Source organism: Vreelandella sulfidaeris Esulfide1 (assembly GCF_054072535.1).
Genome location: NZ_CM133364.1, coordinates 1,284,821 through 1,306,295, shown reverse-complemented (window position 1 = coordinate 1,306,295; position 21,475 = coordinate 1,284,821). Strand labels below are relative to the sequence as shown.

General features: G+C 55.7%; 18 protein-coding genes. 7 read left to right on the top strand and 11 right to left on the bottom strand.

What is annotated here, in order from left to right; translation table 11 throughout:
- Positions 1-18 precede the first annotated feature (18 nt).
- The 7 genes from ACW44H_RS06035 to ACW44H_RS06005 form a co-directional block, all read right to left on the bottom strand.
- Positions 19-1,110 carry a porin gene (locus tag ACW44H_RS06035; protein ID WP_457507717.1) on the bottom strand — a complete coding sequence of 364 codons (1,092 nt, stop codon included), beginning with the start codon at positions 1,108-1,110 and terminating at the stop codon, positions 19-21.
- 263 nt (positions 1,111-1,373) lie between these two features.
- Positions 1,374-2,192, bottom strand: a complete 819-nt coding sequence (locus ACW44H_RS06030) for a ProQ/FINO family protein (RefSeq protein WP_457507715.1) — start codon at positions 2,190-2,192, stop codon at positions 1,374-1,376.
- Between the two features lie 20 nt (positions 2,193-2,212).
- Positions 2,213-2,770: a dihydrofolate reductase gene (locus ACW44H_RS06025; protein ID WP_457507713.1), complete on the bottom strand. Its 558-nt coding sequence runs from the start codon at positions 2,768-2,770 to the stop codon at positions 2,213-2,215.
- A complete protein-coding gene (locus ACW44H_RS06020; protein WP_457507711.1) occupies positions 2,767-3,585 on the bottom strand; it encodes a thymidylate synthase in 819 nt (272 codons plus the stop codon). The genes ACW44H_RS06025 and ACW44H_RS06020 overlap by 4 nt, the downstream gene beginning before the upstream one ends.
- Positions 3,586-3,710: 125 nt before the next feature.
- On the bottom strand, positions 3,711-4,508 hold the full coding sequence (lgt, locus tag ACW44H_RS06015; protein ID WP_457507709.1) for a prolipoprotein diacylglyceryl transferase: 798 nt from the start codon (positions 4,506-4,508) through the stop codon (positions 3,711-3,713).
- A gap of 127 nt (positions 4,509-4,635) precedes the next feature.
- Positions 4,636-5,433, bottom strand: coding sequence for a sulfite exporter TauE/SafE family protein (locus ACW44H_RS06010; RefSeq protein ID WP_457507707.1), 798 nt, complete (start codon positions 5,431-5,433; stop codon positions 4,636-4,638).
- A complete protein-coding gene (locus tag ACW44H_RS06005) occupies positions 5,430-6,659 on the bottom strand; it encodes a response regulator (protein WP_457507705.1) in 1,230 nt (409 codons plus the stop codon). The genes ACW44H_RS06010 and ACW44H_RS06005 overlap by 4 nt, the downstream gene beginning before the upstream one ends.
- A gap of 216 nt (positions 6,660-6,875) precedes the next feature.
- Between ACW44H_RS06005 and ACW44H_RS06000 the strand changes: the two genes are divergently transcribed.
- Positions 6,876-7,706, top strand: coding sequence for an NRDE family protein (locus ACW44H_RS06000; RefSeq protein ID WP_457507703.1), 831 nt, complete (start codon positions 6,876-6,878; stop codon positions 7,704-7,706).
- On the opposite strand, the gene ptsP is transcribed toward ACW44H_RS06000, so the two are convergent.
- Both ptsP and rppH read right to left on the bottom strand, forming a co-directional pair.
- On the bottom strand, positions 7,703-9,964 hold the full coding sequence (ptsP, locus tag ACW44H_RS05995; protein WP_457508943.1) for a phosphoenolpyruvate--protein phosphotransferase: 2,262 nt from the start codon (positions 9,962-9,964) through the stop codon (positions 7,703-7,705). The two genes, ACW44H_RS06000 and ptsP, sit on opposite strands and share 4 nt — an antisense overlap.
- An 87-nt stretch (positions 9,965-10,051) precedes the next feature.
- Positions 10,052-10,543, bottom strand: coding sequence for an RNA pyrophosphohydrolase (gene rppH, locus ACW44H_RS05990; RefSeq protein ID WP_113268330.1), 492 nt, complete (start codon positions 10,541-10,543; stop codon positions 10,052-10,054).
- A gap of 207 nt (positions 10,544-10,750) precedes the next feature.
- Between rppH and ACW44H_RS05985 the strand changes: the two genes are divergently transcribed.
- Positions 10,751-11,407 (top strand): histidinol-phosphatase, encoded by a 657-nt coding sequence (locus ACW44H_RS05985; protein WP_457507701.1) that lies wholly within the window; start codon positions 10,751-10,753, stop codon positions 11,405-11,407.
- A 106-nt stretch (positions 11,408-11,513) separates the two neighbouring features.
- On the opposite strand, the gene ACW44H_RS05980 is transcribed toward ACW44H_RS05985, so the two are convergent.
- Complete coding sequence (locus tag ACW44H_RS05980) at positions 11,514-12,488, bottom strand: malate dehydrogenase (RefSeq protein WP_457507699.1); 975 nt, start codon at positions 12,486-12,488, stop codon at positions 11,514-11,516.
- Positions 12,489-12,772: 284 nt separating this feature from the next.
- Between ACW44H_RS05980 and ACW44H_RS05975 the strand changes: the two genes are divergently transcribed.
- Both ACW44H_RS05975 and ACW44H_RS05970 read left to right on the top strand, forming a co-directional pair.
- Positions 12,773-13,891 (top strand): efflux RND transporter periplasmic adaptor subunit, encoded by a 1,119-nt coding sequence (locus tag ACW44H_RS05975; protein WP_457507697.1) that lies wholly within the window; start codon positions 12,773-12,775, stop codon positions 13,889-13,891.
- Positions 13,875-16,937 carry an efflux RND transporter permease subunit gene (locus ACW44H_RS05970; RefSeq protein ID WP_457507695.1) on the top strand — a complete coding sequence of 1,021 codons (3,063 nt, stop codon included), beginning with the start codon at positions 13,875-13,877 and terminating at the stop codon, positions 16,935-16,937. Before ACW44H_RS05975 ends, ACW44H_RS05970 begins: the two co-directional genes overlap by 17 nt.
- A gap of 124 nt (positions 16,938-17,061) precedes the next feature.
- Here the strand turns inward: ACW44H_RS05970 and rsd are convergent, their stop codons facing one another.
- Positions 17,062-17,550, bottom strand: coding sequence for a sigma D regulator (rsd, locus tag ACW44H_RS05965; protein WP_457507693.1), 489 nt, complete (start codon positions 17,548-17,550; stop codon positions 17,062-17,064).
- A 416-nt stretch (positions 17,551-17,966) separates the two neighbouring features.
- Between rsd and ACW44H_RS05960 the strand changes: the two genes are divergently transcribed.
- The 3 genes from ACW44H_RS05960 to ACW44H_RS05950 are packed head-to-tail and all read left to right on the top strand — an operon-like array spanning position 17,967 to position 21,468.
- Positions 17,967-20,252 (top strand): bifunctional salicylyl-CoA 5-hydroxylase/oxidoreductase, encoded by a 2,286-nt coding sequence (locus ACW44H_RS05960; protein ID WP_457507691.1) that lies wholly within the window; start codon positions 17,967-17,969, stop codon positions 20,250-20,252.
- Complete coding sequence (locus tag ACW44H_RS05955; RefSeq protein ID WP_457507689.1) at positions 20,249-21,004, top strand: SDR family NAD(P)-dependent oxidoreductase; 756 nt, start codon at positions 20,249-20,251, stop codon at positions 21,002-21,004. Before ACW44H_RS05960 ends, ACW44H_RS05955 begins: the two co-directional genes overlap by 4 nt.
- A complete protein-coding gene (locus ACW44H_RS05950; RefSeq protein WP_457507687.1) occupies positions 21,001-21,468 on the top strand; it encodes a MarR family winged helix-turn-helix transcriptional regulator in 468 nt (155 codons plus the stop codon). The genes ACW44H_RS05955 and ACW44H_RS05950 overlap by 4 nt, the downstream gene beginning before the upstream one ends.
- Positions 21,469-21,475 lie beyond the last annotated feature (7 nt).

Genomic DNA, 21,475 nt, shown 5'->3' with positions numbered 1-21,475 from the left:
GTGGTAGTTAAACCAAGCTTAGAAGTGGTAACGTGCGCCAGTCAGCCAGTAAACGTCTTCTTTAAGTGCATCGATATTGTCGTCAACGCTGGATTCATCGCTGCTGAAGCTTGAATCGCCATCGGCGACTTCAACGAACACGTCAAAGTTGCTGGATACTTTGTAGTAAGAGCCTGCGGCCCATGCGTGGCGGGTCTCGTCACTATCACTGTCTACATTGTAGTAATCAGCAGTAAACGCCCAAGGGCCAGTGGTGAAGGTGCCACCCAGACCTACTTTATCATAACCGTTTTCGCCAGTAGCGCTCGGTGTATAATCGGCATTTTCATCACGAGTCTCGTAACCAAGACGCATAGAGAACTGGTCGGTAAAGTCGTATGAACCGATCAAGCCGTACAGCACTTCGTCGTTGCCGCCGCCTTCTTCAATGTCGTCTACAAAACCTAGACCAAGAGTAACGGGGCCTTGCGCGTAACGAACACCACCTTGTGCAGCTACTTCAGTACCTTGACCTGGCTCTTCAGTTACACCGGATGCCGCTTCAACACCACGGTCGCTATAGTGCTTGCCCTGCAAGAAGACGGTGAAACCGCTCAGGTCAGGCGTGTAGTAACCGATCGAGTCACCACGTGACTGTTTCGGGTGACCAGCGAATTCTAAACCACGGTCGATGTAAACATAGAACGGCAGAGAAACGAACTGGTTGTAGAAGGAGTCAAAGTTACCACCCTGGAAAGTACCGAACTGGTCGCTTTGCAGACCGAGGTAGCTCTGACGAACTTCTTTAAAGCCGGTGTTGCCGTTGCCGCTAGGACCGGTACGCTCATCACCGTCGAAACGCCACTCTAAACGACCGAAAGCAGTCAAGTCGCGAGAAACTTCGTGGCTCATGCGTAGACCAAGGCGAGAATAAACATCAACAAAGTCAGCATCGGTATTAATACGATTACCGTCGCTATTATACTCAGGGCCGCCACCGGCGATACCCATAGCGATACGGCCATAGACGTCCAGCTTGGTGCCGTCTTGGTCATAAACAGTTGCAGCTTGGGCTGCAGCTGAGGCGCCCAGGGCGCCAACGATAGCAGTCGCTAAAAGTGTTTTTTTCATGATGTAAGTTCCTTAACTCGTATATTGTTTCGATCGTTACTGCTCGGCTCTTTATAAGCCGGCAGGTGGCTTTTGCGGGCCATGCTCTTTTTTCATCCCCGGTTTTTCCCGGTGGTATGCGGCATGTCCTCAACTAAGCCTTGTTATAGTCCAATGCTCGCAAGACAAACTCTATACCGGGATTCCAGGGAACGCAATAGAAAAAAACAGTGTTTTTTTACTATTTGCACTTTTTTATGGAACCCCTACTGACAAGTTTGGTCTCAGCGGCCTTTGAATTTCTGCTGCAAGCCTAACAACTTGTCTTCCATGCTAAGCGGCTTACGTGACTCACTTTTTTCAGTTTTTTCATCTTGTGGTTCTGTTAAAGTCTCTTTATGAGGCTTTTTAGCGGCTAACGATGATTTAGGCTGCGCTTTTTTGGGCTGCTCTCTCTTTTCCTTTTCTCTGCGCTTTTCCTTATACCCGCGCTCTTCCTTATCTGTGCGCTCTTTCTTTTCACCACGCTTTTCGGATGCATGCAGCGCGGCTTCTTTATCCACCTTGCCAGCAGGCTGACCATCTAAATCGACTCGCTCGGCGCCCTCGCGCACTGCTTTTATATAACGCGGCAGGTTGACGTAGTTGGCTAACGCACGGCGAATGAGCTTATTCGGCCAATGCTCACGCTCTGCCAAGTCTTGATGAATACCGACTTTAAGCGGCCTGGTGTGGCCTTTAAAGAACGCGTTAGGGTAGCGTTCGTACCACTGATTAAGCAGCGCATGCGGCGACGGGATTTTGGCTGGTTCATCCACAGGCGGTAAATCAGCGTTTCCGCTGACCGCTTCCTGTTCCTGTTCCTGGGCATCGTCTTCAAGCGCAACAGGGTTGAATGTTTCTTCGCTGGACCTTTCAGCGGCAGGCATAGCTTCTGCACTTGGCATAGCTTCCAGGCTTGGCTCGCTTTGCACCCGGGCATCTTGCCGCGCCAATTGCTGCTTTAGCTGCTGATTCTCATCGCGCAGGGCTTCTAGCTCAGCTTGTGTGCGTTCAAGACGCATTTCCAAGTCATCTAACAGGTTCGTTAAGCTGGCGGCCATAGCCTTCTCCTTTGACTTTCTCAGTCGGCGATGCGCTCGTAGACCACGAAATCGTAGTTTGGCTGCCCTTCTGCCGGCTGCCCCGCTACGCGTTGGACTTCTTGCCACTCGTGGGGGGTGAAGTCAGGAAATTTTGCATCACCCTCTACCTCACAATCCACTTCCGTGATGTAAAGCCGCTGGGCAAAGGGTAACGCTTGGCGGTAAATTTCACCGCCGCCCATTACCATGATCTCTTCTGCTGCCTCTATCGTGGCATGCTGGTCGGCTAGCTCAAGCGCTGCGGGCAAATCATGGCATACGCGTATGCCTTCATGAGAGAACCCGGCGTTGCGGGTAACGACCACGTTAAGCCTATTGGGCAGCGGCTTACCAATGGAGGCGAAGGTTTTACGCCCCATCACCAGTGGTTTTGCCTGAGTAATGCGCTTGAAGAACTTTAAATCTTCGGGCAGGTACCAGGGCAGCTTACCGTCTACGCCGATTACGCGATTTTTAGCCATGGCGACAATCATGGCCACCGGCACTAAAGAGTCGAAGTCGTCGCTTTGCTTGCTAGTATCGATTGGCTGGCTCATACCGCCACCTCGGCTTTGATGTGCGGATGCGCCTCGTAAGCATCAATATGTATGTCTTCAAACCGGAACGCGAACAGGTCATCCACCGCTGGATTAAGCACTAACGTTGGCGCTGCTTTGGGGGTACGCGCCAGCTGTTCTTTGGCCTGTTCCAAATGATTACTGTACAGGTGCGCATCGCCCAGGGTGTGGATAAATTCACCGGGTTGCAGACCCGTTACCTGTGCGACCATGGTTAACAACAGTGCGTAGCTTGCGATATTAAACGGCACACCGAGGAAAATATCCGCACTGCGCTGATAGAGCTGGCACGACAGCTTCCCATTGGCAACGTAAAACTGAAACAGGCAGTGGCATGGCGGTAGCTGCATTTCATCTACCTGGGCCGGGTTCCAGGCAGAGACAATCAGGCGGCGCGACTGGGGCGAGGTGCGAATTTGATTGAGCACTTTGGCGATTTGATCAACGCTGCCGCCTTTAGGATCGGGCCAGCTACGCCACTGGTAGCCATAAACGGGGCCTAGATCGCCGTTTTCATCCGCCCACTCATCCCAAATGCGCACCCCGTTCTCTTTTAGATAGGCGATGTTGGTGTCGCCTTTCAAGAACCATAAAAGCTCATGAATGATGGAGCGTAGGTGGAGCTTCTTGGTGGTCAGCAGCGGAAAACCACGCGACAAATCAAAGCGCATTTGATGGCCAAACACAGAGCGCGTACCGACACCTGTACGGTCGTGGCGGTCAACGCCATGCTCTAAAACGGTTTGCATCAAATCTAAATAGGGTTGCTCAAGTGCGGGCGTTGTAGCAGTCACAGAGTTTCCAAGTTAGCAGGCGGTGTAGCGGTTTATTCTAGGGGGTGAGGTGAAGAGGGGCAATGCGAGGATTGCCCTTCTTTTCGACTAGGTAACTAATTATCTATCTATTACGAGCTTTGCTATTACGCGTTTTGAATTTTCACGTCTACAGGCTGGGAGCGTGACCAAGCGATGATGATTAGGCCCAGCGCGATCATGGGGAGTGTAAGCAGCATGCCCATGGTGACCCAGCCGAAGGCAATAAAACCGATGTGGGCGTCAGGCATACGAACAAATTCGACCATAAAGCGGAAAACGCCATAGCAAACTAAAAATAGTCCGGACACAAACCCCCGTGATGTTGGCTTGGAAGAAACCCACCAAAGAATGGCGAACAGTACGACACCTTCTAACAAGGCCTCATAGAGCGCTGACGGATGACGTGGCTCAGGCCCCATGCCGGGAAACGGCATCCCCCAGGGCAGTGATGTTACGCGCCCCGGTAACTCATGATTGATAAAGTTACCGATGCGACCGGCGCCCAACCCAATGGGTACCAGGGGGGCAATAAAATCAGTGAGTGTTAAGAACGCTAGCTGTTTGCGACGGGCGAATATCCAGGCGGCCAATAAGACACCAAGCAGACCACCATGAAAGCTCATACCGCCATCCCATACGCGGAAGATCCAGAGCGGGTCGGCCATCCACTGCTCAAGCCCGTAGAACAGCGCGTACCCCAAACGCCCACCGGCCACCACCCCGATAGCACAGTAGAACAGTAGATCGCCAATATCATCATTGTTGAGCCCGATGCGCGAAGCACGCCGACAGCCGAGCCACCAGGCAGCTACAAAACCTACGACATACATTAAGCCATACCAATGGACTTGCAGCGGCCCGAGGGAGATAGCCACTGGGTCAATCGTCGGATAATTAATCATTTACACTCTCTAATCTGACCAAAGGAAGTATGAAAACGCATATTTTTAGCAGAGCAGCCAAAAGCTAAGCCAGCCAAACTCTTGGCTTTTCAAACGTTAGACCAAGTAAACGTTAGCCCAGGAGACGTTACGACAGTAAAAAGCGTACCCCTACCACTGTTAGCAATAGCGCAAAGGAGAGCCGTAGCGTAAGGGCGGGCAAAATATGGGCAAGTTTAACGCCTAAACGCGCAAAGGGAACGCTGGTGATAACGATACTGAAAAAAGCAGGCCACATGACGAAGCCCGTTGCCCAGGCAGGCAGCAGCGAATTTCCCCATCCCACTACGATAAACGTCAGTGCCCCGACCAACGCAATCGGCAAGCCGACTGCCGCTGCCGTCCCTACGGCCTGGGTCATGCTGGCACCGCAGCGTGACAATAACGGAACCGTCATGGCGCCACCGCCAATCCCAAAGAGCGCTGAAATCATGCCAATCACCCCACCTGCCAAGGCCATTGCCCCTTTGCCTAGCGCAACACTGCCGGGCTTGGGCGCTAAACCAAACAACATTTTTGTGGCAATCAATAAAATAAAGAGGCCAAACATGGTTTCCAACAATGTGCCCGACAGATTATCGGCCACAAACACCCCAGCGATGGAACCTAAGACCAAGCCTGGTAGCAGTGCGATAAGCCACTCACGGTGAATGCTTCCTCGACGAAAATGGCCCAGCGTTGAAGAGGAACCAGTGACTAGGATAGTGGCGAGAGAAGTACCGATGGCTAAGTGCATGGTAATTTCCGAGGCGATGTTTTGTAGTTCAAACGCAAACACCAGCACGGGAACGATGATCAGCCCGCCCCCCACTCCAAACACACCTGCCATTGTGCCGGCGACGGCACCCAGGGTTAAGTAAATGAGTAACGCCGTGACGATAGTCATGCAGGCGGAAGTGCTTTAGCCGTCCCTGGAAACCAGCGAGTAATTATATTGAGAAGGGTTTCGGGTTGATACGGCTTGGCGAGCAGGTCATCCATGCCAGCCGCTAAACAGGCATCGAGCCTGGCATCATCCGCGTTGGCCGTTAGCGCGACCAGCACACTTTGGCTGCCGCCTTGGTGGCGCTCGTATTCACGCCAACGCCGGGTTGTTTCGAGCCCATCCAAGGTCGGCATGAAGATATCCATAAACACCAGATCGAATAACGCGCCCTGTTGACGTTCAAGCGCCTGCTCGCCGCTGCTGACACCTTCCACCTGTAGCCCTTGGGTTTCGAGCATCTGGCGCGCCAGCATCAAATTCACTGGCCCGTCATCGACAACGAGTATGCGCAAATTGCGCTGCGCGTCAGTGCCGCCTTGGCTTATATTTTCCTCAGTTAGCTTTTCAGTGCTTTTTTCACTGCTTTTTTCAGTAGGTTTCTCAGTGCTTTCTGCACTCTGCTGAACGAGATTGGCTAATAACGAACGGATATCCAGTAGGCGCTCGTGCACCTCTGTGACATTTTGGCGACCATTATCGGTAGCCTCTTTGCCAGCCATCACATTTAAATGGTCGAGCAAACCGTCTGTTTCACGCTGTAGCAATGTTAAATAACCCGTCTTTAAACGTGACTCTTCCCGCGCCCTTTCTCGGCCAGCCATTAAGTGTTTGAGTTGCTGCTGCTGATGCTGAAAATCATCCAGCAGTGTTTGTTCATGTTCATGCTTTGTATTTTTGCTGACAGCGCTGACCCCTTGTGCGCCTTGCAGGTAGTGCTCAATGCGGACTAGCATTTCATTAATACTAGCCAAACGCTGGCAAGGCAGAAGAGAGTCATCGTGGGCATTGGGTAAAGGCTTCTGGAACGGTTCCTGGCATAGCTCTTGAAAAAGTACCTGGCTACGACGCTCTAGTTCGTTTAGCTCTTGCGACAAATGGTTATCTTTACGTCGGGCGCGTGCTTTAACCAACATAAGAAAGGCACCAGCATTTAAACTACTGCCAACCAGCAATGCCGACATTAGCCAGAGCGTGGTGCTCCATGAGGCGTGACTCGGCGTCATCCACCACACCATTGCGCCAACCATCAAGCACAGCACAACCAATGCTGCTTGCACAAGTAACAAAGGCCACAATAGCGGCCACACGATGGCGTCCCAAAAATGCTCCCTTTGATAGCGTTGCATGCTTTCGCCTTCCTATTGACCGGCATAGCCGCTGAAAAAATGACCATTGTTTAAACGCTGCGCAGTTGCCGACAGCCTAACGACTGCCAGTTGCTTACACCGTTTTCTGATATTTTGTGCTACAAACATGATACCGACATCAGTGTACGTCTACGCTTCATTACTGTCATGCTGCTCTTCCGTTGACAATTTCTCCTTTCGGACAATGAGTTTGTTATGTGCTTGATATCGTTTGCTTGGCTACCTGGCACGCCTACGCCTTTGCGACTGATGGGCAACCGTGATGAGTTCCATGCGCGCCCTACTGCGCCGCTTGCAGAGTGGCAAGACAACCCAGACATTGTCGGAGGCCGTGATTTAGAGGCCGGTGGCTCGTGGTTAGCGGCCAAGCGGGGTGGTGTCGTTGCAGCGTTAACCAACGTACGTGACCCTCAATTAACCGTACCGCCCGGCGCACCTAGCCGAGGTGAACTGGTTACTGATGCACTACAGTGTAACGATATTGGAGCGTGGCTAACAACGCTTAGCCAAGGCGAAGCATTACGCTACGCAGGTTTTAATTTACTCGTCGCCACGCCACAGCGGCTTTGGCATTTGCACCGTGGCCGCGAGCATCTAGCCCTCAGCGAGGTGTCTCCCGGCGTTCACGGGTTATCCAATGCCGACCTTAACTCCCCTTGGCCAAAGCTCGTAAACGTGCGTAATGCGCTTGAACAAGGTTTTTTAAATAAAGATTTACCACAAGCAGGTCTTTCGCCGCCCGACGCCTTCCCGGCATGGCCTAGTGCCGTTCTGCGGGCGATGCAAAACCCACAAGAGGCTGCTATTAAGGCATTGCCAGATACGGGCGTGGGGCTTGAATTGGAGCGCCAGCTTTCAGCGGCATTTATCATCGGCGAGCGTTACGGTACTCGCGCCACGTCGTGGCTGACGTTAGACGCTCAAGGCAAGATCGATATTACTGAACAGCGCTTTGGGCCGCTGGGTCGCTTTGTAGGTGAAACGACCCTAACGCTGCCCAGCGACTCGTTGGAACCGGCGTCTTAATCCCGAGGAGGCATCAGGTGCGACAACTGCCACTCATCCAAGCGTTGTTCTAAATGCGCATGCACCTGGGCGGGCGTATCTAACGCCATCACTTCCTTAAGCAGTTGCTCGGCATCGCTAAATGGTACCCGGCGGATAGCCGCACGCACCTTAGGCAAGCTCGGCGCGTTCATGGAGAGGCTGGTAAAGCCCATCGCCATGAGCAGCAGCGCACCCGCTGGGTCACCAGCCAGCTCACCGCATAACGAAATGGGCTTATTGAGCCGTGAGGCATCACTCGCCAGTTCCTGCAGAGCACCGAGTAGCGCCGGATGCATCGCATCGTAAAGACTCGACACACGGGGGTTGTTACGATCCACCGCCAGTAAGTATTGCGTGAGATCATTGCTGCCTACTGAAAAGAAGTCGACGCGCTTAGCGAGTGCGTCCATTTGGTAGATGGTAGCGGGCACTTCGATCATCACGCCTACCTTGGGCCTGGCAACATTAACGCCTTCTTCACCCAGCTCTAAAATAGCACGATCCAGTAGACGTAAAGCTTCGTCCACCTCTTCTACGTTGGTGATCATCGGGAACAGTACGTAGAGATTATCCAGACCCATTGAAGCTTTAAGCATGGCCCGCAGTTGCACCATCAGCACTTCGGGGTGATCCAGCGTCACGCGCATGCCACGCCAGCCAAGGAATGGGTTGGCCTCTTCAATGGGGAAATAGGGTAGATCTTTGTCGCCGCCGATATCCAGGGTACGCATGACCACCGGCAGCGGCGCGAAGCCTTCTAGCTGGTCGCGATAGAGTCGTGTTTGCTCTTTTTCGCCAGGGAAGCGTTCGGTAATCATAAACGGCACTTCGGTTCGGTAGAGCCCCACGCCACCGATACGATTTTTAAGCAGCGCGGTGGCATCTACCGCTAGACCAGTGTTAACCATCAGCGGCATGGTGTGGCCGTCGGGCGTGGCGCTGGGTAGATCCTGTTCGTGCTCAAGCAATTCGCTGAGCGCTTCTTCTTCGGCAATCAGACTGGCGTAACGGGCTTTGAGTTCAGCCGCGGGGCGCACAAATAAACGACCCCGGTGGCCATCCAGCACTACCGGTGCGCCACCCAGGCGCGGCAGTGGCAAATCCACCATCCCCAGCACCGTAGGAATCCCCATGGCACGCGCGACAATCGCTACATGGGATGTGCTGGAGCCACGTACCGAGACGAGCCCTTTGAGCTTATCGCGAGGGACTTCACCCAGCATGGCCACGCTGATTTCATCGCCGACCAGAATCGCGCTATCGGGGTAGGTTTCCGGTGTCGAAGGGGTATCTTCTTGCAGGTGCGCCAACACTCGGCGACCCAGGTCACGAATATCGGCTGCCCGCTCACGCAGGTAATTATCGTCAACACGTTCCAAATACTGCACGTGGCGTCGGACCACATCAGCGAGTGCGCCAGGCGCCCACTGCCCTTCACGAATACGCTTTTCTACTTCATCAGCCAGCGCTGCTTCGCCAAGCATCTGCTGATAGACATCAAACAGCGCCAGCTCCTGGGCGGAAATGCGGCTCGCCAAACGCTCGGCTGCCGCTCGAATCTCGCTGCGCGTTTTACCAATGGCTTCCTTTAAGCGTGCCACCTCATAATCCTGATCGCTGGGCACCAGGTCGGGCACGCTGTTTAGATCGGCAGGCGGGGTAATGACCACCGCTTCCCCCATTGCCATACCGGGCGAAGCGGCAACGCCCTTAAACATCGCCTGCCCACCGGCAAGCGTCGGGCGCAGCAAATTACCGGTCGCTAATGCGTGTGCCAACACACCCGCCAACTGGGCGGCCATGGTGACCAGAAAGGCTTCGTCTTCGTCGTCGTACTGGCGTTTTTCAGCCTGCTGGACGACCAGCACGCCTAGCATATGGCGCTGGTGGATGATGGGTACGCCCAGGAAACTGGAGTAGCGCTCTTCGCCCGTGGCTTCAAAATAGCGAAACTGCGGATGTGCCTGGGCATCTTCGAGATTTAAAGGCTCGCTGCGTTTGGCGACCAAGCCCACCAAGCCTTCGCCTAACGGCATTACAACGCGCCCAACGGCTTGAGTACGCAGACCAATGGTTTCCACTAATACCAGCGATTCAAGCTCTTTATCGTAAAGGTAGAAGGAACAGACATCGGTCTGCATCGCTTTACGAATTCGGCGAACCATCGTAGACAGCGCGGCATCAAGGTTGCGCGCGCCATTCACTTCCTGGATTACCCGGCGCAGCACCTCAAGCATGGACGTTTTACTTTTCACTGTTATTTGCCTCGCTGAGGAATTTCACGGCAGACTGCCCACCCTACCTTATGCATGGGCCGGCCTGCTCTAATCTTCATCCTGTGCCAGGCGCTGAACGCGGGGAGATAACTCTCGCAGTGCGCGCCGATATACCTCTCGCTTAAAAGGCACTACTTGCCCTAGCGGGTACCAGTAGCTCACCCACCGCCACCCATCAAATTCGGGTGTTGGGGTTGCCGTCATACAGATTTGGCTTTCCTGGCAACGGATTTTAAGTAAAAACCACTTCTGCTTCTGGCCTATACAGACCGGACGCGAATGCGTGCGAATCATGCGTCGTGGCAGACGGTAGCGTAGCCAGCCCCGGGTGCAGGCAACAATATCAACATCGCCGGCAGTTAAGCCGATCTCTTCGTAAAGCTCACGAAAAAGTGCTTGTTGTGGCGTCTCGCTTGCATTGATGCCCCCCTGGGGAAATTGCCACGCATTTTGTCCTACCCGACGCGCCCAAAGCAGCTGCCCCTGGCTATTGGCAATGATAATGCCAACATTGGGGCGAAAGCCGTCAGCGTCGATCACGGACATCACCTTCATAAATTTTCAGTTGTCCCCATTTTTCCACAAGGGTGACAAGCGTATCAATACAATATAACGCTAAGTGATGAATGCTTACTTTGTCTTAGTCTTAGCATTGGTGGGAATGGCATGGCGACTCTGCGATAATCCGCCGCCTGATTAAATGACGTGAATGATAAATTAACCAACATCAACGATAAGGGGAGCGCCGTGAGTCTGGCCATTTTCGATTTGGATAATACGCTGCTATCCATCGACAGCGATCATGCCTGGGGAGAGTTTTTGCTCGAACAAGGGGCAGTCGATCCGATCGCTTACCGAGAAGCCAATGAGCGCTTCATGGCCGATTACAATGCAGGCACCCTGGACATGGCTGCCTTTTTGGAAATGGCGCTTAAACCGTTGGCCGACAATACGCCTGAACAGCTTGCTGCCTGGCATCAGCAGTTTATGGCCAGCAAAATCGAGCCTAACATTTTGCCTAAGGCAGAAGAGCTACTGGCCCGCCACCGTACCAAAGGCGACACGCTGCTGATCATCACGGCCACTAATCGTTTTATCACGGCGCCGATCGCCGAGCGCTTGGGTGTTGATCACCTAATTGCTGTCAATCCGGAAGTGAACCAGGGGCGCTACACGGGACGTGTTTCGGGTATTCCGAGTTATCGCGAGGGCAAAGTCACCCGCTTGAGCCAGTGGCTTGAACAGCAGGACATTTCATTGGACGGCGCTTGGTTCTACAGCGACTCCCACAATGATTTACCCCTGCTTGAGAAAGTCGATCACCCCGTCGCGGTAGACCCCGATGATACGCTGCGCAAGGTAGCCGAAGAGCGCCAATGGCGGATTATGAGCTTGCGGGATTGAGCAGACTCGGAAAGAGCAAGTGATGAAGCGTAAAAAAACCCTGCAAGCATGGCTTGCAGGGTTTTTGCGTTGACTGGCGCTCATGTTAAAGCGCCAGCGGGCGCGTTTAGCCGAGCAGGTGCTCAACGGCAGCACGCTCTTCGCGCAGTTCTTTCTCGGTCGCTTTCATCTTCTCTTCGCTGAAGGCGTCGATTTCGAAGCCTTGAACGATTTCATACTTGCCACCCTGGCAACGTACCGGGTAGGAGTAGATGATGCCTTCTTCGATGCCGTAGCTGCCGTCAGACGGAATCGCCATGCTGACGATGCCTTTGGAACCCAGCGCCCAATCGTGCATATGGTCGATGGCGGAAGAGGCGGCAGACGCGGCAGAAGAGGCGCCACGTGCTTTGATGATGGCCGCGCCGCGCTGCTGCACGGTGGGGATGAAGTCGTTTTCGAACCAGTCACGCTCAACCAGATCGAACGCTGCTTTGCCGTCGACTTTACACTGGGCCAGATCCGGATACTGGGTAGCAGAGTGGTTGCCCCAGATGATCATGTTTTCGACGTCAGTGACGTGCTTGCCGGTTTTCTGTGCCAGCTGGGTTAGGGCGCGGTTGTGGTCCAGACGCGTCATGGCGGTGAACTGGCCAGCGTCCAGATCAGGCGCGTTGCAGGAAGCAATCAGCGCATTGGTGTTGGCCGGGTTACCTACCACCAGCACTTTTACGTCACGGCTGGCGTGATCGTTCAGCGCTTTACCTTGAACGGAGAAGATCGCTGCGTTGGCTTCCAGCAGGTCTTTACGCTCCATACCCGGACCACGCGGACGTGCGCCAACCAGCAGGGCGAAGTCGGCGTCTTTGAACGCTACGTTCGGGTCGTCGGTCGCGACGATGTCTTGTACCAGCGGGAAGGCACAGTCATTGACTTCCATCACCACGCCGTTCAGGGCGTCCATTGCCTGGGGGATTTCCAGAAGCTGAAGAATGACAGGCTGATCCGGCCCCAACATGTCGCCAGCGGCGATGCGGAAAATAAGAGAGTAGCTGATCTGACCGGCACCGCCGGTAATCGCAATACGTACTGGATCTTTCATCATTGCTCCTTGATAGGTTCGCCTAGGGATGGTTCTCGCCTGAGGAGTGGCTCAACAGAACTCAAGACGCAAAGATGGTATGCCCAGTCGGGCAAAAACTCAATCAGACAAGAGACTACTATCTACTAACCTACTCTCTATCAATATTCTGGCCATTTACCACACTTACCCTTCTCGCTGCGGCCTGCGACTCGCTGAAAAGGCCGAGTTGCGCTATGGTGTCAACGGTTCTAAGCCCTCCTTTCTTATTTTGCTAATCGTTTTGCTAAGGACATGGACACTCCATGCGGAAAATCCCTTTCTCTTATACCTTGGCCAGCCTCCTGGTGCTGGCCCTGGTGATATGGCTCGCTTTTGGCAATTTTCAAAGTTTTCAAACCACGCCTCCGGACGCCACCGCCCGAAACGAAGTGGGCTCACGGGTTGAAGTGGTAGAGCAATTGAGTACCGCCTTTATTCCTGAACAAATTGTGCAGGGCCAGCTCACCGCTCAGCGCGAAACGACGCTGCGCGCTAATGTAGCGGGATTTGTAGAAGAAAAGCCGGTGGCCCAAGGCAGCCGCGTTGAAGCGGGCGATACGCTGTTAGTGCTGGATAACAACGCCCTGCCCGAGCAACTGCAACAAGCGCGCGACGAACTGGCCGTGGCCGAAGCGGAGTATTCTGGTGCGCGCAATCTGCGCCAGCGCGAGTTGATCTCCCAACCCGAACTGCTTCGTTTACAGGGCGCGCTAAGCGCCAGTGCCGCTTCCGTGGCGCAACTACAGAAACAGCTGGAAGACAGCCGCCCCACCGCGCCTTTTGATGGCGTGCTTAACCGCGTTCAGGTGGAACTTGGCGACCTACTGCAGCCCGGCGAGGAATGGGGCCAGCTAGTCGACGACAGCCGCTTGAAAGGCGCCGCCTGGGTGTCTCAGCAGCAGGTGGGCGATTTAAGCGTTGGGCTGCCGGTCACCGCGCGGCTGCTGAATGGCGACCATTTAGAGGGCGAACTGACCTTTATTAGCCACCGTGCCGAAGAAGCCACGCGTAGTTTTTATATTGAAGCTACGCTGGATAATCCTGCCGGTAAGCGCCTTGCTGGCGGCAGCGCGGAGCTGACGATCACCCTGCCTCCACGCCAAGTGCACACACTTTCCCCAGCACTACTCAGCCTAAACAGCGAAGGCCAACTGGCCGTCAAACACCTGGATGAGAATGACCAAGTTCAACAGACCGCAGTGGAACTGGTGAGTGCCGATACGCAGCGGGCCTATGTCACTGGCTTACCCGACCCGCTGCGCCTGATTACTCTGGGCGCTGGCATGGTGGAAACCGGGGAAACAGTCACCCCGGTGCCTGCGGAAGAGCCCATCATTTCACAACCGACGGAACAGGATAGCAGTTATGCGCCGGTTGATTAATGCGGCGCTCGCCCACACCCGGACCACGCTACTGCTGTTAGTGAGCCTGCTGTTGGCGGGCATCACTGCCTGGCAGATGATTCCCAAGGAAGCCAACCCCGACGTCACCATCCCGATGATTTATGTCTCGCTGTCGCTCGAGGGCGTAAGCCCCGAAGATGGCGAGCGGTTGCTGATTCGCCCCATGGAGCAGGAATTGCGCGGAATTGAAGGACTGCGCAAGTTTACCGCCCAATCAAGCGAAGGACATGGTTCGATTACGCTGGAATTCGACCCTGGCTTCGACCCCGACACCGCGCTGACCGATGTGCGTGACCGGGTAGATATTGCCCGTAGCGAGCTGCCTTCGGAAGCCGATGAGCCGCGGGTGATGGAGGTCAACGTCTCCGAGTTTCCAGTCTTGACCATTGGCCTTTCTGGGCAGCTGGATACTCGCGAACGCATGACGATTGCCCGGCGACTGCAGGAGGAAATCGAAGGCATCGCCGATGTGTTGGAAGTCGATATTGCCGGAGAACGGGAAGACCTGCTGGAAATCGTCGTGGATCCGCTGGTGCTCGAGAGCTACGGGGTCGATTTCGATGCGCTGTTCAATCAGGTGTCGCGCAATAATCGCTTGGTAGCCGCCGGCAGTTTGGATACCGGCGCGGGGCGGTTGGCCTTAAAAGTCCCCGGCATTATTGAGTCCCTTGAGGATGTCATGAACATGCCGGTCAAGGTGGATGAAGATCGCGTCGTCACCTTTGGCGATGTGGCGTGGATTAACCCCACCTATAAAGAGCCGGAAGGCTTCGCCCGCATTGATGGCCAACCCGCCGTGGTGCTCGAAATTTCCAAGCGTGCCGGGGCCAATATCATCGCCACCATTGATGCGGTGCGCGAGCAATTAGCGGAAGCCGATGACCTGCTCCCCGAACAACTGCGTTTCACCACCATTCTGGATGAGTCGACCACCGTTGAGAATATGCTCTCCGAGCTGCTCAACAACGTGCTCACCGCCGTAGTGCTGGTATTGATTGTCGTGGTGGCGGTCATGGGCTGGCGGATGGCGCTGCTGGTCGGCCTCACCATTCCCGGCGCTTTCTTAACCGGCGTTCTGCTCATCTGGGCGTTTAGCTTTACGCTCAATATCGTAGTGCTGTTTGGGCTAATCTTAGTGGCGGGCATGCTGGTGGATGGCGCTATCGTCGTCAGTGAGCTTGCCGATCGCCATCTGCGCGATGGCCAAACGCCTCATCAGGCTTGGCTCAACGCCGCCTCAAGAATGAGCTGGCCGGTCATTGCCTCTACCGCCACCACACTGGCGGTTTTTCTCCCGCTGCTGTTCTGGCCCGGCGTGGTGGGCCAGTTTATGAAGTACCTGCCCGCGACAGTGATTTTGTGCCTGCTGGCATCGCTAGCCATGGCGCTGGTATTTCTCCCCACCCTGGGGCGTTTGTTTACCCGCCCAGCCGTGCAACAGACCGACGCTAAGCATGACGAATCGACTACCTCGTTCGGGCGTGGCTACCGCCATATGCTGGCTAGATTGCTCAAGCACCCCGCTTGGGTGCTGCTGGTGACGATACTGTTGATGGTGCTGCTGTATACCGGCTACGCCCGTTTTAACCACGGCGTCGATTTCTTCCCAGCCGTAGAGCCCGATAGCGCTCAGGTGCTGGTGCGCGCTCGGGGCGATTTTTCAGCGCAAGAGACCGATGCCATTGTACAGCGGGTGGAAGCCAAATTATCCGGCATGAGCGAAGTCCGGGCGCTGTATGCGCGTTCCTTTGCAGTACCCAACGAGCAGATGGGTAATGATGTGATCGGCATGCTGCAGTTTCAGTTTATCGACTGGCATGAGCGTCGCCCTGCCCAGGCAATCCTGTCTGATATGGCGAAACGTGCGGAAGATATTCCCGGCATTACGCTGGAGTTTCAGGAACAGGAGATGGGCCCCGGCGGCGGCAAGCCGATTGTGCTGGAAGTGAGCGCCACCAACCCGGACGTGGCCGACGCAGGCGTTAACCAACTCACCCAGTTAATGCGTGAGTTAGGCGGTTTTACCGACATTCAGGATAATCGTAGCCTGCCCGGCGTCGAGTGGCAGGTTAATGTCGATCGCGAAGCCGCCGCACGCATGGGGACCGATGTCACCACCATTGGTAGCGCGGTTCAGCTACTCACCACCGGCCTTCAGGTAGCGAGCTACCGGCCGCCCGAAGTCAGCGATGAAGTGGATATTCGCGTGCGCCTGCCGCAAAACTGGCGCTCGCTGGACCAGCTTGAACGCCTGACGATCAATACCCAGCGGGGACAGGTGCCGATTTCGCACTTTGTGACCCTTGAACCGGCGCCCAAGGTCGGCACGCTGAACCGTATCGATGGCCGCCGGGCGATTACTATTGATGCAGATCTCGCCCCTGGCTATCTAGCCGACGAGCGCCTGCATGCACTGCTTGAAGCAGGCAGCGACAGCCTGCCTGACGGTTTGATGGTCAACGTGGCGGGCGAACAGGAGGATCAGCAGGAGTCGATGCAGTTCCTGGCCAGCACCTTCATGATTGCGATCGGCTTGATGGCGCTGATTTTGGTGACCCAGTTCAATAGTTTCTACCAGGCAGGGCTGGTACTGTCAGCCATCGTGTTCTCCACGGCGGGGGTATTAATGGGACTACTGATTACCGGTCAGGCCTTCGGCATTGTGATGGTGGGGATGGGCGTGATTGCCCTGGCGGGGATCGTGGTCAATAACAATATTGTATTGATTGATACTTATAACGAGCTGCGCCGTGAGGGAATGACGCCCGGCGAAGCCGCTTTGGAAGCTGGCTGTTTGCGCCTGCGCCCGGTGTTATTAACGGCAATTACCACGGTGCTGGGGTTAATGCCGATGGTGCTTGGCATCAATGTGGATCTTTTCTCACCCGCCCTCGGCTTCAACGCGCCCTCCGCCCAGTGGTGGACGCAGATGTCGAGCGCTATTGCAGGTGGGCTGACCTTCGCCACCGCGCTCACCCTGCTGCTCACGCCCTGTATGCTGGTGATTGGGGGTAAACGGCGATGACACATAGCCCCTGTAGGAGCCCGACTTGTCGGGCGATCAGGCCATCGAGTAGCACTCACTCTCGGCGCTCCGATCCTTGCTGATCGCGCAATGAATTGCGCTCCTACCGGGCGATAGTGATTCGTTAAGCGGGTGCTTTGACGTTCTGCGGGCTGTGCGCGGCGTGCAGGCGCGCGATTAGCTGGTCTTCCAAGGCAAAACGCTCGGTGAGGCCGCGAGCGAGACGGTCGATCCAGGCAGGCAGGCGAGCGATATTTTCTTCGCAGCTGAGCGTAGTGCCGAAGTCAGTATCAAACTCCAACACCATTTCGGTAGACATTTCTAAACGCTCAAGTAACTTTTCTGCGATAACGAGCGCTCCCTCATCGCCAAAGGCCTGCGCTTCTTCCGACAGCTGAGGATAAATTTCAAAATGGCCAGCACTGATATAGTCCATCAACAGCTCGCTGAAGGTATCGATAGGCGCCTTGCTCACGGCTTCCAGTTCAGCATCGCACGCTTCTTTCAGTTCGATGAAGCTTACCAGTAGCTGTCGACGCTGATCCAGCCAGCGGTCGATTAGAGTGTGCACGCCTCCCCAGCGCTCCAGGGCATTTTTGCAATCTTCGAGCATGGGGCTCTCTCCTTAATTCACCCTTTTGACGACTGTCTGCATTAATTGCTGACAGCGTTAACTATTATCAGTCACGCAGAACTATGACACGCAGAACTGTGACATGCAGAACTGGGAATAGGCTTAGAGTCGCGTTTCCCACTACCCCTGTCAATCCTGACAAGTACGGTTTCCATGGTACTAAATGCTCATTACTTATAACTCTTTCTTCTAGGACAGATAACCAGGATTCTCAAGACACAGACGCGCCATTCGCTTAGCGCATGGATGCTCCCATTTTCCGCCTACCAGTGCGAGCAAAGCCGCATACACAGCACATTCAAAAATATATTTTAAACCTAAACAATTTAAGCTTGAATTTTATTACCCCCTCTCCTATCTTCAGAAAAGCGTAAGGTTTCCCACGGAGAACAAAAATGAGAATCGCCTGCCTGGGTGGAGGGCCTGCCGGCCTTTATTTCGCCATTAGCATGAAACTGCAGGACCCTTCCCATGAGATCGTGGTATTTGAACGCAACCGGGCAGACGATACTTTCGGCTGGGGCGTGGTCCTTTCCGATGAAACCCTGGACAACCTGGCGGCCAACGACCCCGTCAGCGCCGAGCGCATTAGTAAGCATTTCGCCTACTGGGACGACATTGCCGTGGTGCATAACGGCGTTAAAACTGTGTCGACCGGCCACGGCTTCTGCGGCATTGGCCGCCGCCAACTGTTGATTCTGCTCCAGGAGCGCGCCCGAGAATTAGGCGTGGAAATGCGCTTTGAAACCGATGTCCAGGAGACCAGCGTCGATGAGTACCGGCGCGAGTTCGATATGGTGCTCGCCGCCGATGGCTTGAACTCCCGCACCCGCCAAACCTACGCCGAGCACTTCAAACCCGATATCGATGTACGTGCCTGCAAGTTCGTCTGGCTGGGTACGCGCCAGACCTTCAACGATGCCTTTACGTTTATTTTCGAGAAGACCGAGCATGGCTGGGTATGGGCCCATGCCTATCAGTTCGACAAGGACACCGCGACCTTTATTGTCGAGTGCAGCGAAGCGACCTGGCAGGCATTCGGTTTCGGTGAGCTGAACCAGCAGGAATCCATTGCGATCTGCGAACGCATCTTTGCCAAGCATCTGGGCAGCCATGCGCTGATGACCAACGCCAACCACATACGCGGTTCGGCATGGATCAACTTCCCCCGGGTACTCTGCGAGCGCTGGAGCTTCGATAACGTGGTGTTGATGGGTGACGCCGCGGCGACGGCACACTTCTCGATTGGCTCGGGCTCGAAGCTGGCCCTAGAGAGCGCCATCGCATTGGCCAATGTCTTGCACAGTGAACCCACCATGGCGGAGGCCTTCGCCCGCTACGAGGAGGAGCGCCGCTTCGAGGTGCTTCGCCTGCAGTCGGCGGCGCGCAACTCCACCGAGTGGTTTGAGCAGGTGGAACGCTATCTGGATCTCGATCCAGTGCAGTTCAACTATTCCTTACTCACCCGTTCTCAGCGCATTAGCCATGAAAACTTGCGGGTACGCGACCCACAATGGCTGGAGAGCGCCGAGCGCTGGTTTCAGACCCAGGCGGGCAACCCGGGCAGTGCCCGCGCGCCGATGTTCGCCCCTTACCAGCTGCGCGGCATGACGCTTACCAACCGCGTCGTGGTTTCCCCCATGGCGCAGTACAAGGCCGTTGACGGCTGCCCGACCGATTGGCACTTCAGCCATTACGCCGAACGTGCCAAGGGCGGTGCAGGGCTGGTGTACACCGAAATGACCTGCATCAGCCCCACCGGACGCATTACCCCCGGCTGCCCTGGCTTATACGCCCCGGAGCACGAAGCGGCTTGGAAACGCCTGAGTGACTTTGTACACGCTGAAACCCAGGCCAAGCTATGTGCCCAAATTGGTCATTCCGGCCCCAAAGGCTCTACCCAGCTTGGCTGGCAGGAGATGGATGCCCCACTGGCCGAGGGCAACTGGCCGATCATGGCAGCGTCTAATGTTGCCTGGTCAGCGTGCAACCAACCCCCCAAAGCGATGGATCGCGACGATATGGAGCGCGTACGCGACGAGTTCGTGAGTGCCGCGCAGATGGCCGACCGCGCCGGGTTCGACATGATCGAGATTCACGCCGCCCACGGCTATCTGCTCTCTTCGTTCATTACCCCGCTGACAAACCACCGTGACGATGAGTATGGCGGCTCGCTGGACAACCGGCTGCGCTATCCGTTGGAGGTGATCAACGCCGTGCGCCATGCCTGGCCCGCCCACAAGCCGCTTTCGGTGCGTATTTCCGCCAACGACTGGCGTGATGATGAAGGCATCACCCCTGACGATGCGGTCGAAATCGCCAAGCGGCTGCGCGACGCCGAGGTGGATATCGTCGATGTCTCTGCCGGGCAAACCTCGACCCAGGCCAAGCCCGTCTATGGACGCATGTTCCAGACCCCCTTCTCTGACCGGATTCGTAACGAAGCATCGATTGCCACCATGGCGGTGGGCAACATCTATCAGGCCGACCATGTGAACTCGATTCTGATGGCGGGGCGCGCCGACCTGGTGTGTATCGCCCGCCCGCACCTTGCCGACCCTTACTGGCTGCTGCACGTGGCCGCCGGGCTGGGGGATCGTGAGGTGGCATGGCCCGCGCCCTACCGGGCCGGGGCCGATCAGCTGCAGCGCTTGGCTGAGCGTGGCGAGGGCTGGGTATGACGCTGCCTGCTAACACGCTGGCCGGCAAACGCGCCGTGATTACCGGAGGCGGCAGCGGCATTGGCGCCGATATGGCCCTGGCATTTGCCCAGGCGGGCGCCGAGGTCATCATTACCGGCCGCCGGGAAGCTGCCCTGCAAGCGGTCGCCGAGCACCACCACGGCATTAATTTCGCCGCGGTGGATGTCACCAACGAAGCCGCCATGGTGGCGCTCTTCGAGCAGTTGGGCAGCGTCGATATCGTGATCGCCAACGCCGGGGCAGCGGAAAGCGCCCCTTTCGCCAAGACCTCTTTCGAGCAGTGGCAGCGGATGCTCAACGTTAATCTTAGCGGCGTATTTCTAACCCTGCGCGAAGGCTTAAAACAGTTAAACGACGGCGGACGCCTGATCGCAGTTGCCTCCACCGCTGGCCTGAAAGGCTACGCTTATGTGGGCGCTTACTGCGCTGCCAAACACGGTGTGGTGGGCTTAGTGCGTTCACTGGCGGCTGAAACCGCCACCCGCAACCTAACCGTCAATGCGCTCTGCCCCGGCTTCACCGATACGCCGTTACTGGCCACCAGCGTCGACAATATCGTGGCCAAGACGGGTCAGTCCGCCGAGCAGGCCACCGCCCATTTCCAAGCCACGAACCCCACCGGGCGCTTAATCACTCCTGCAGAGGTCACCGCGACTGCCTTATGGCTATGCGGGCCTAACAGTGGCGCCATCAACGGCCAGGCGATTTCTATCTCAGGGGGCGAAGTATGACGGTTGGAAAGGTGGAGAATAACAGCTTAAGTAAGGAGCGCCTGCGCTTATGGCTGCGCATGCTGCGAGTTACTCGTCAGGTGGAGTCCGAGCTGCGTGAGCGACTGCGTACCGAGCACGACTCCACACTCCCCCGCTTTGATGTCATGGCCGCCCTGTACGCCAGTGAGGAGGGGCTGAAGATGAATGAGCTCTCCAAGCGGCTGCGGGTTTCCAACGGCAACGTTACCGGCATTATTGACCGTTTGGTGGAAGATGGCGCCGTGGAGCGTATTGCCATTGAAGGCGACCGTCGCGCCACGCGGGTCTGCCTGACCAGTGCCGGTCGCGAAAGCTTCAGGGCCATGGCTGTTGAGCATGAGCGCTGGATCAACGCGATGTTCGAAGGGGTAACCGAAGAGGATGCCCATCATATCGGCGAGCTGCTCCACCGCTTGCCCGCTTCTCTTGACGATACCCACTAATCACTGA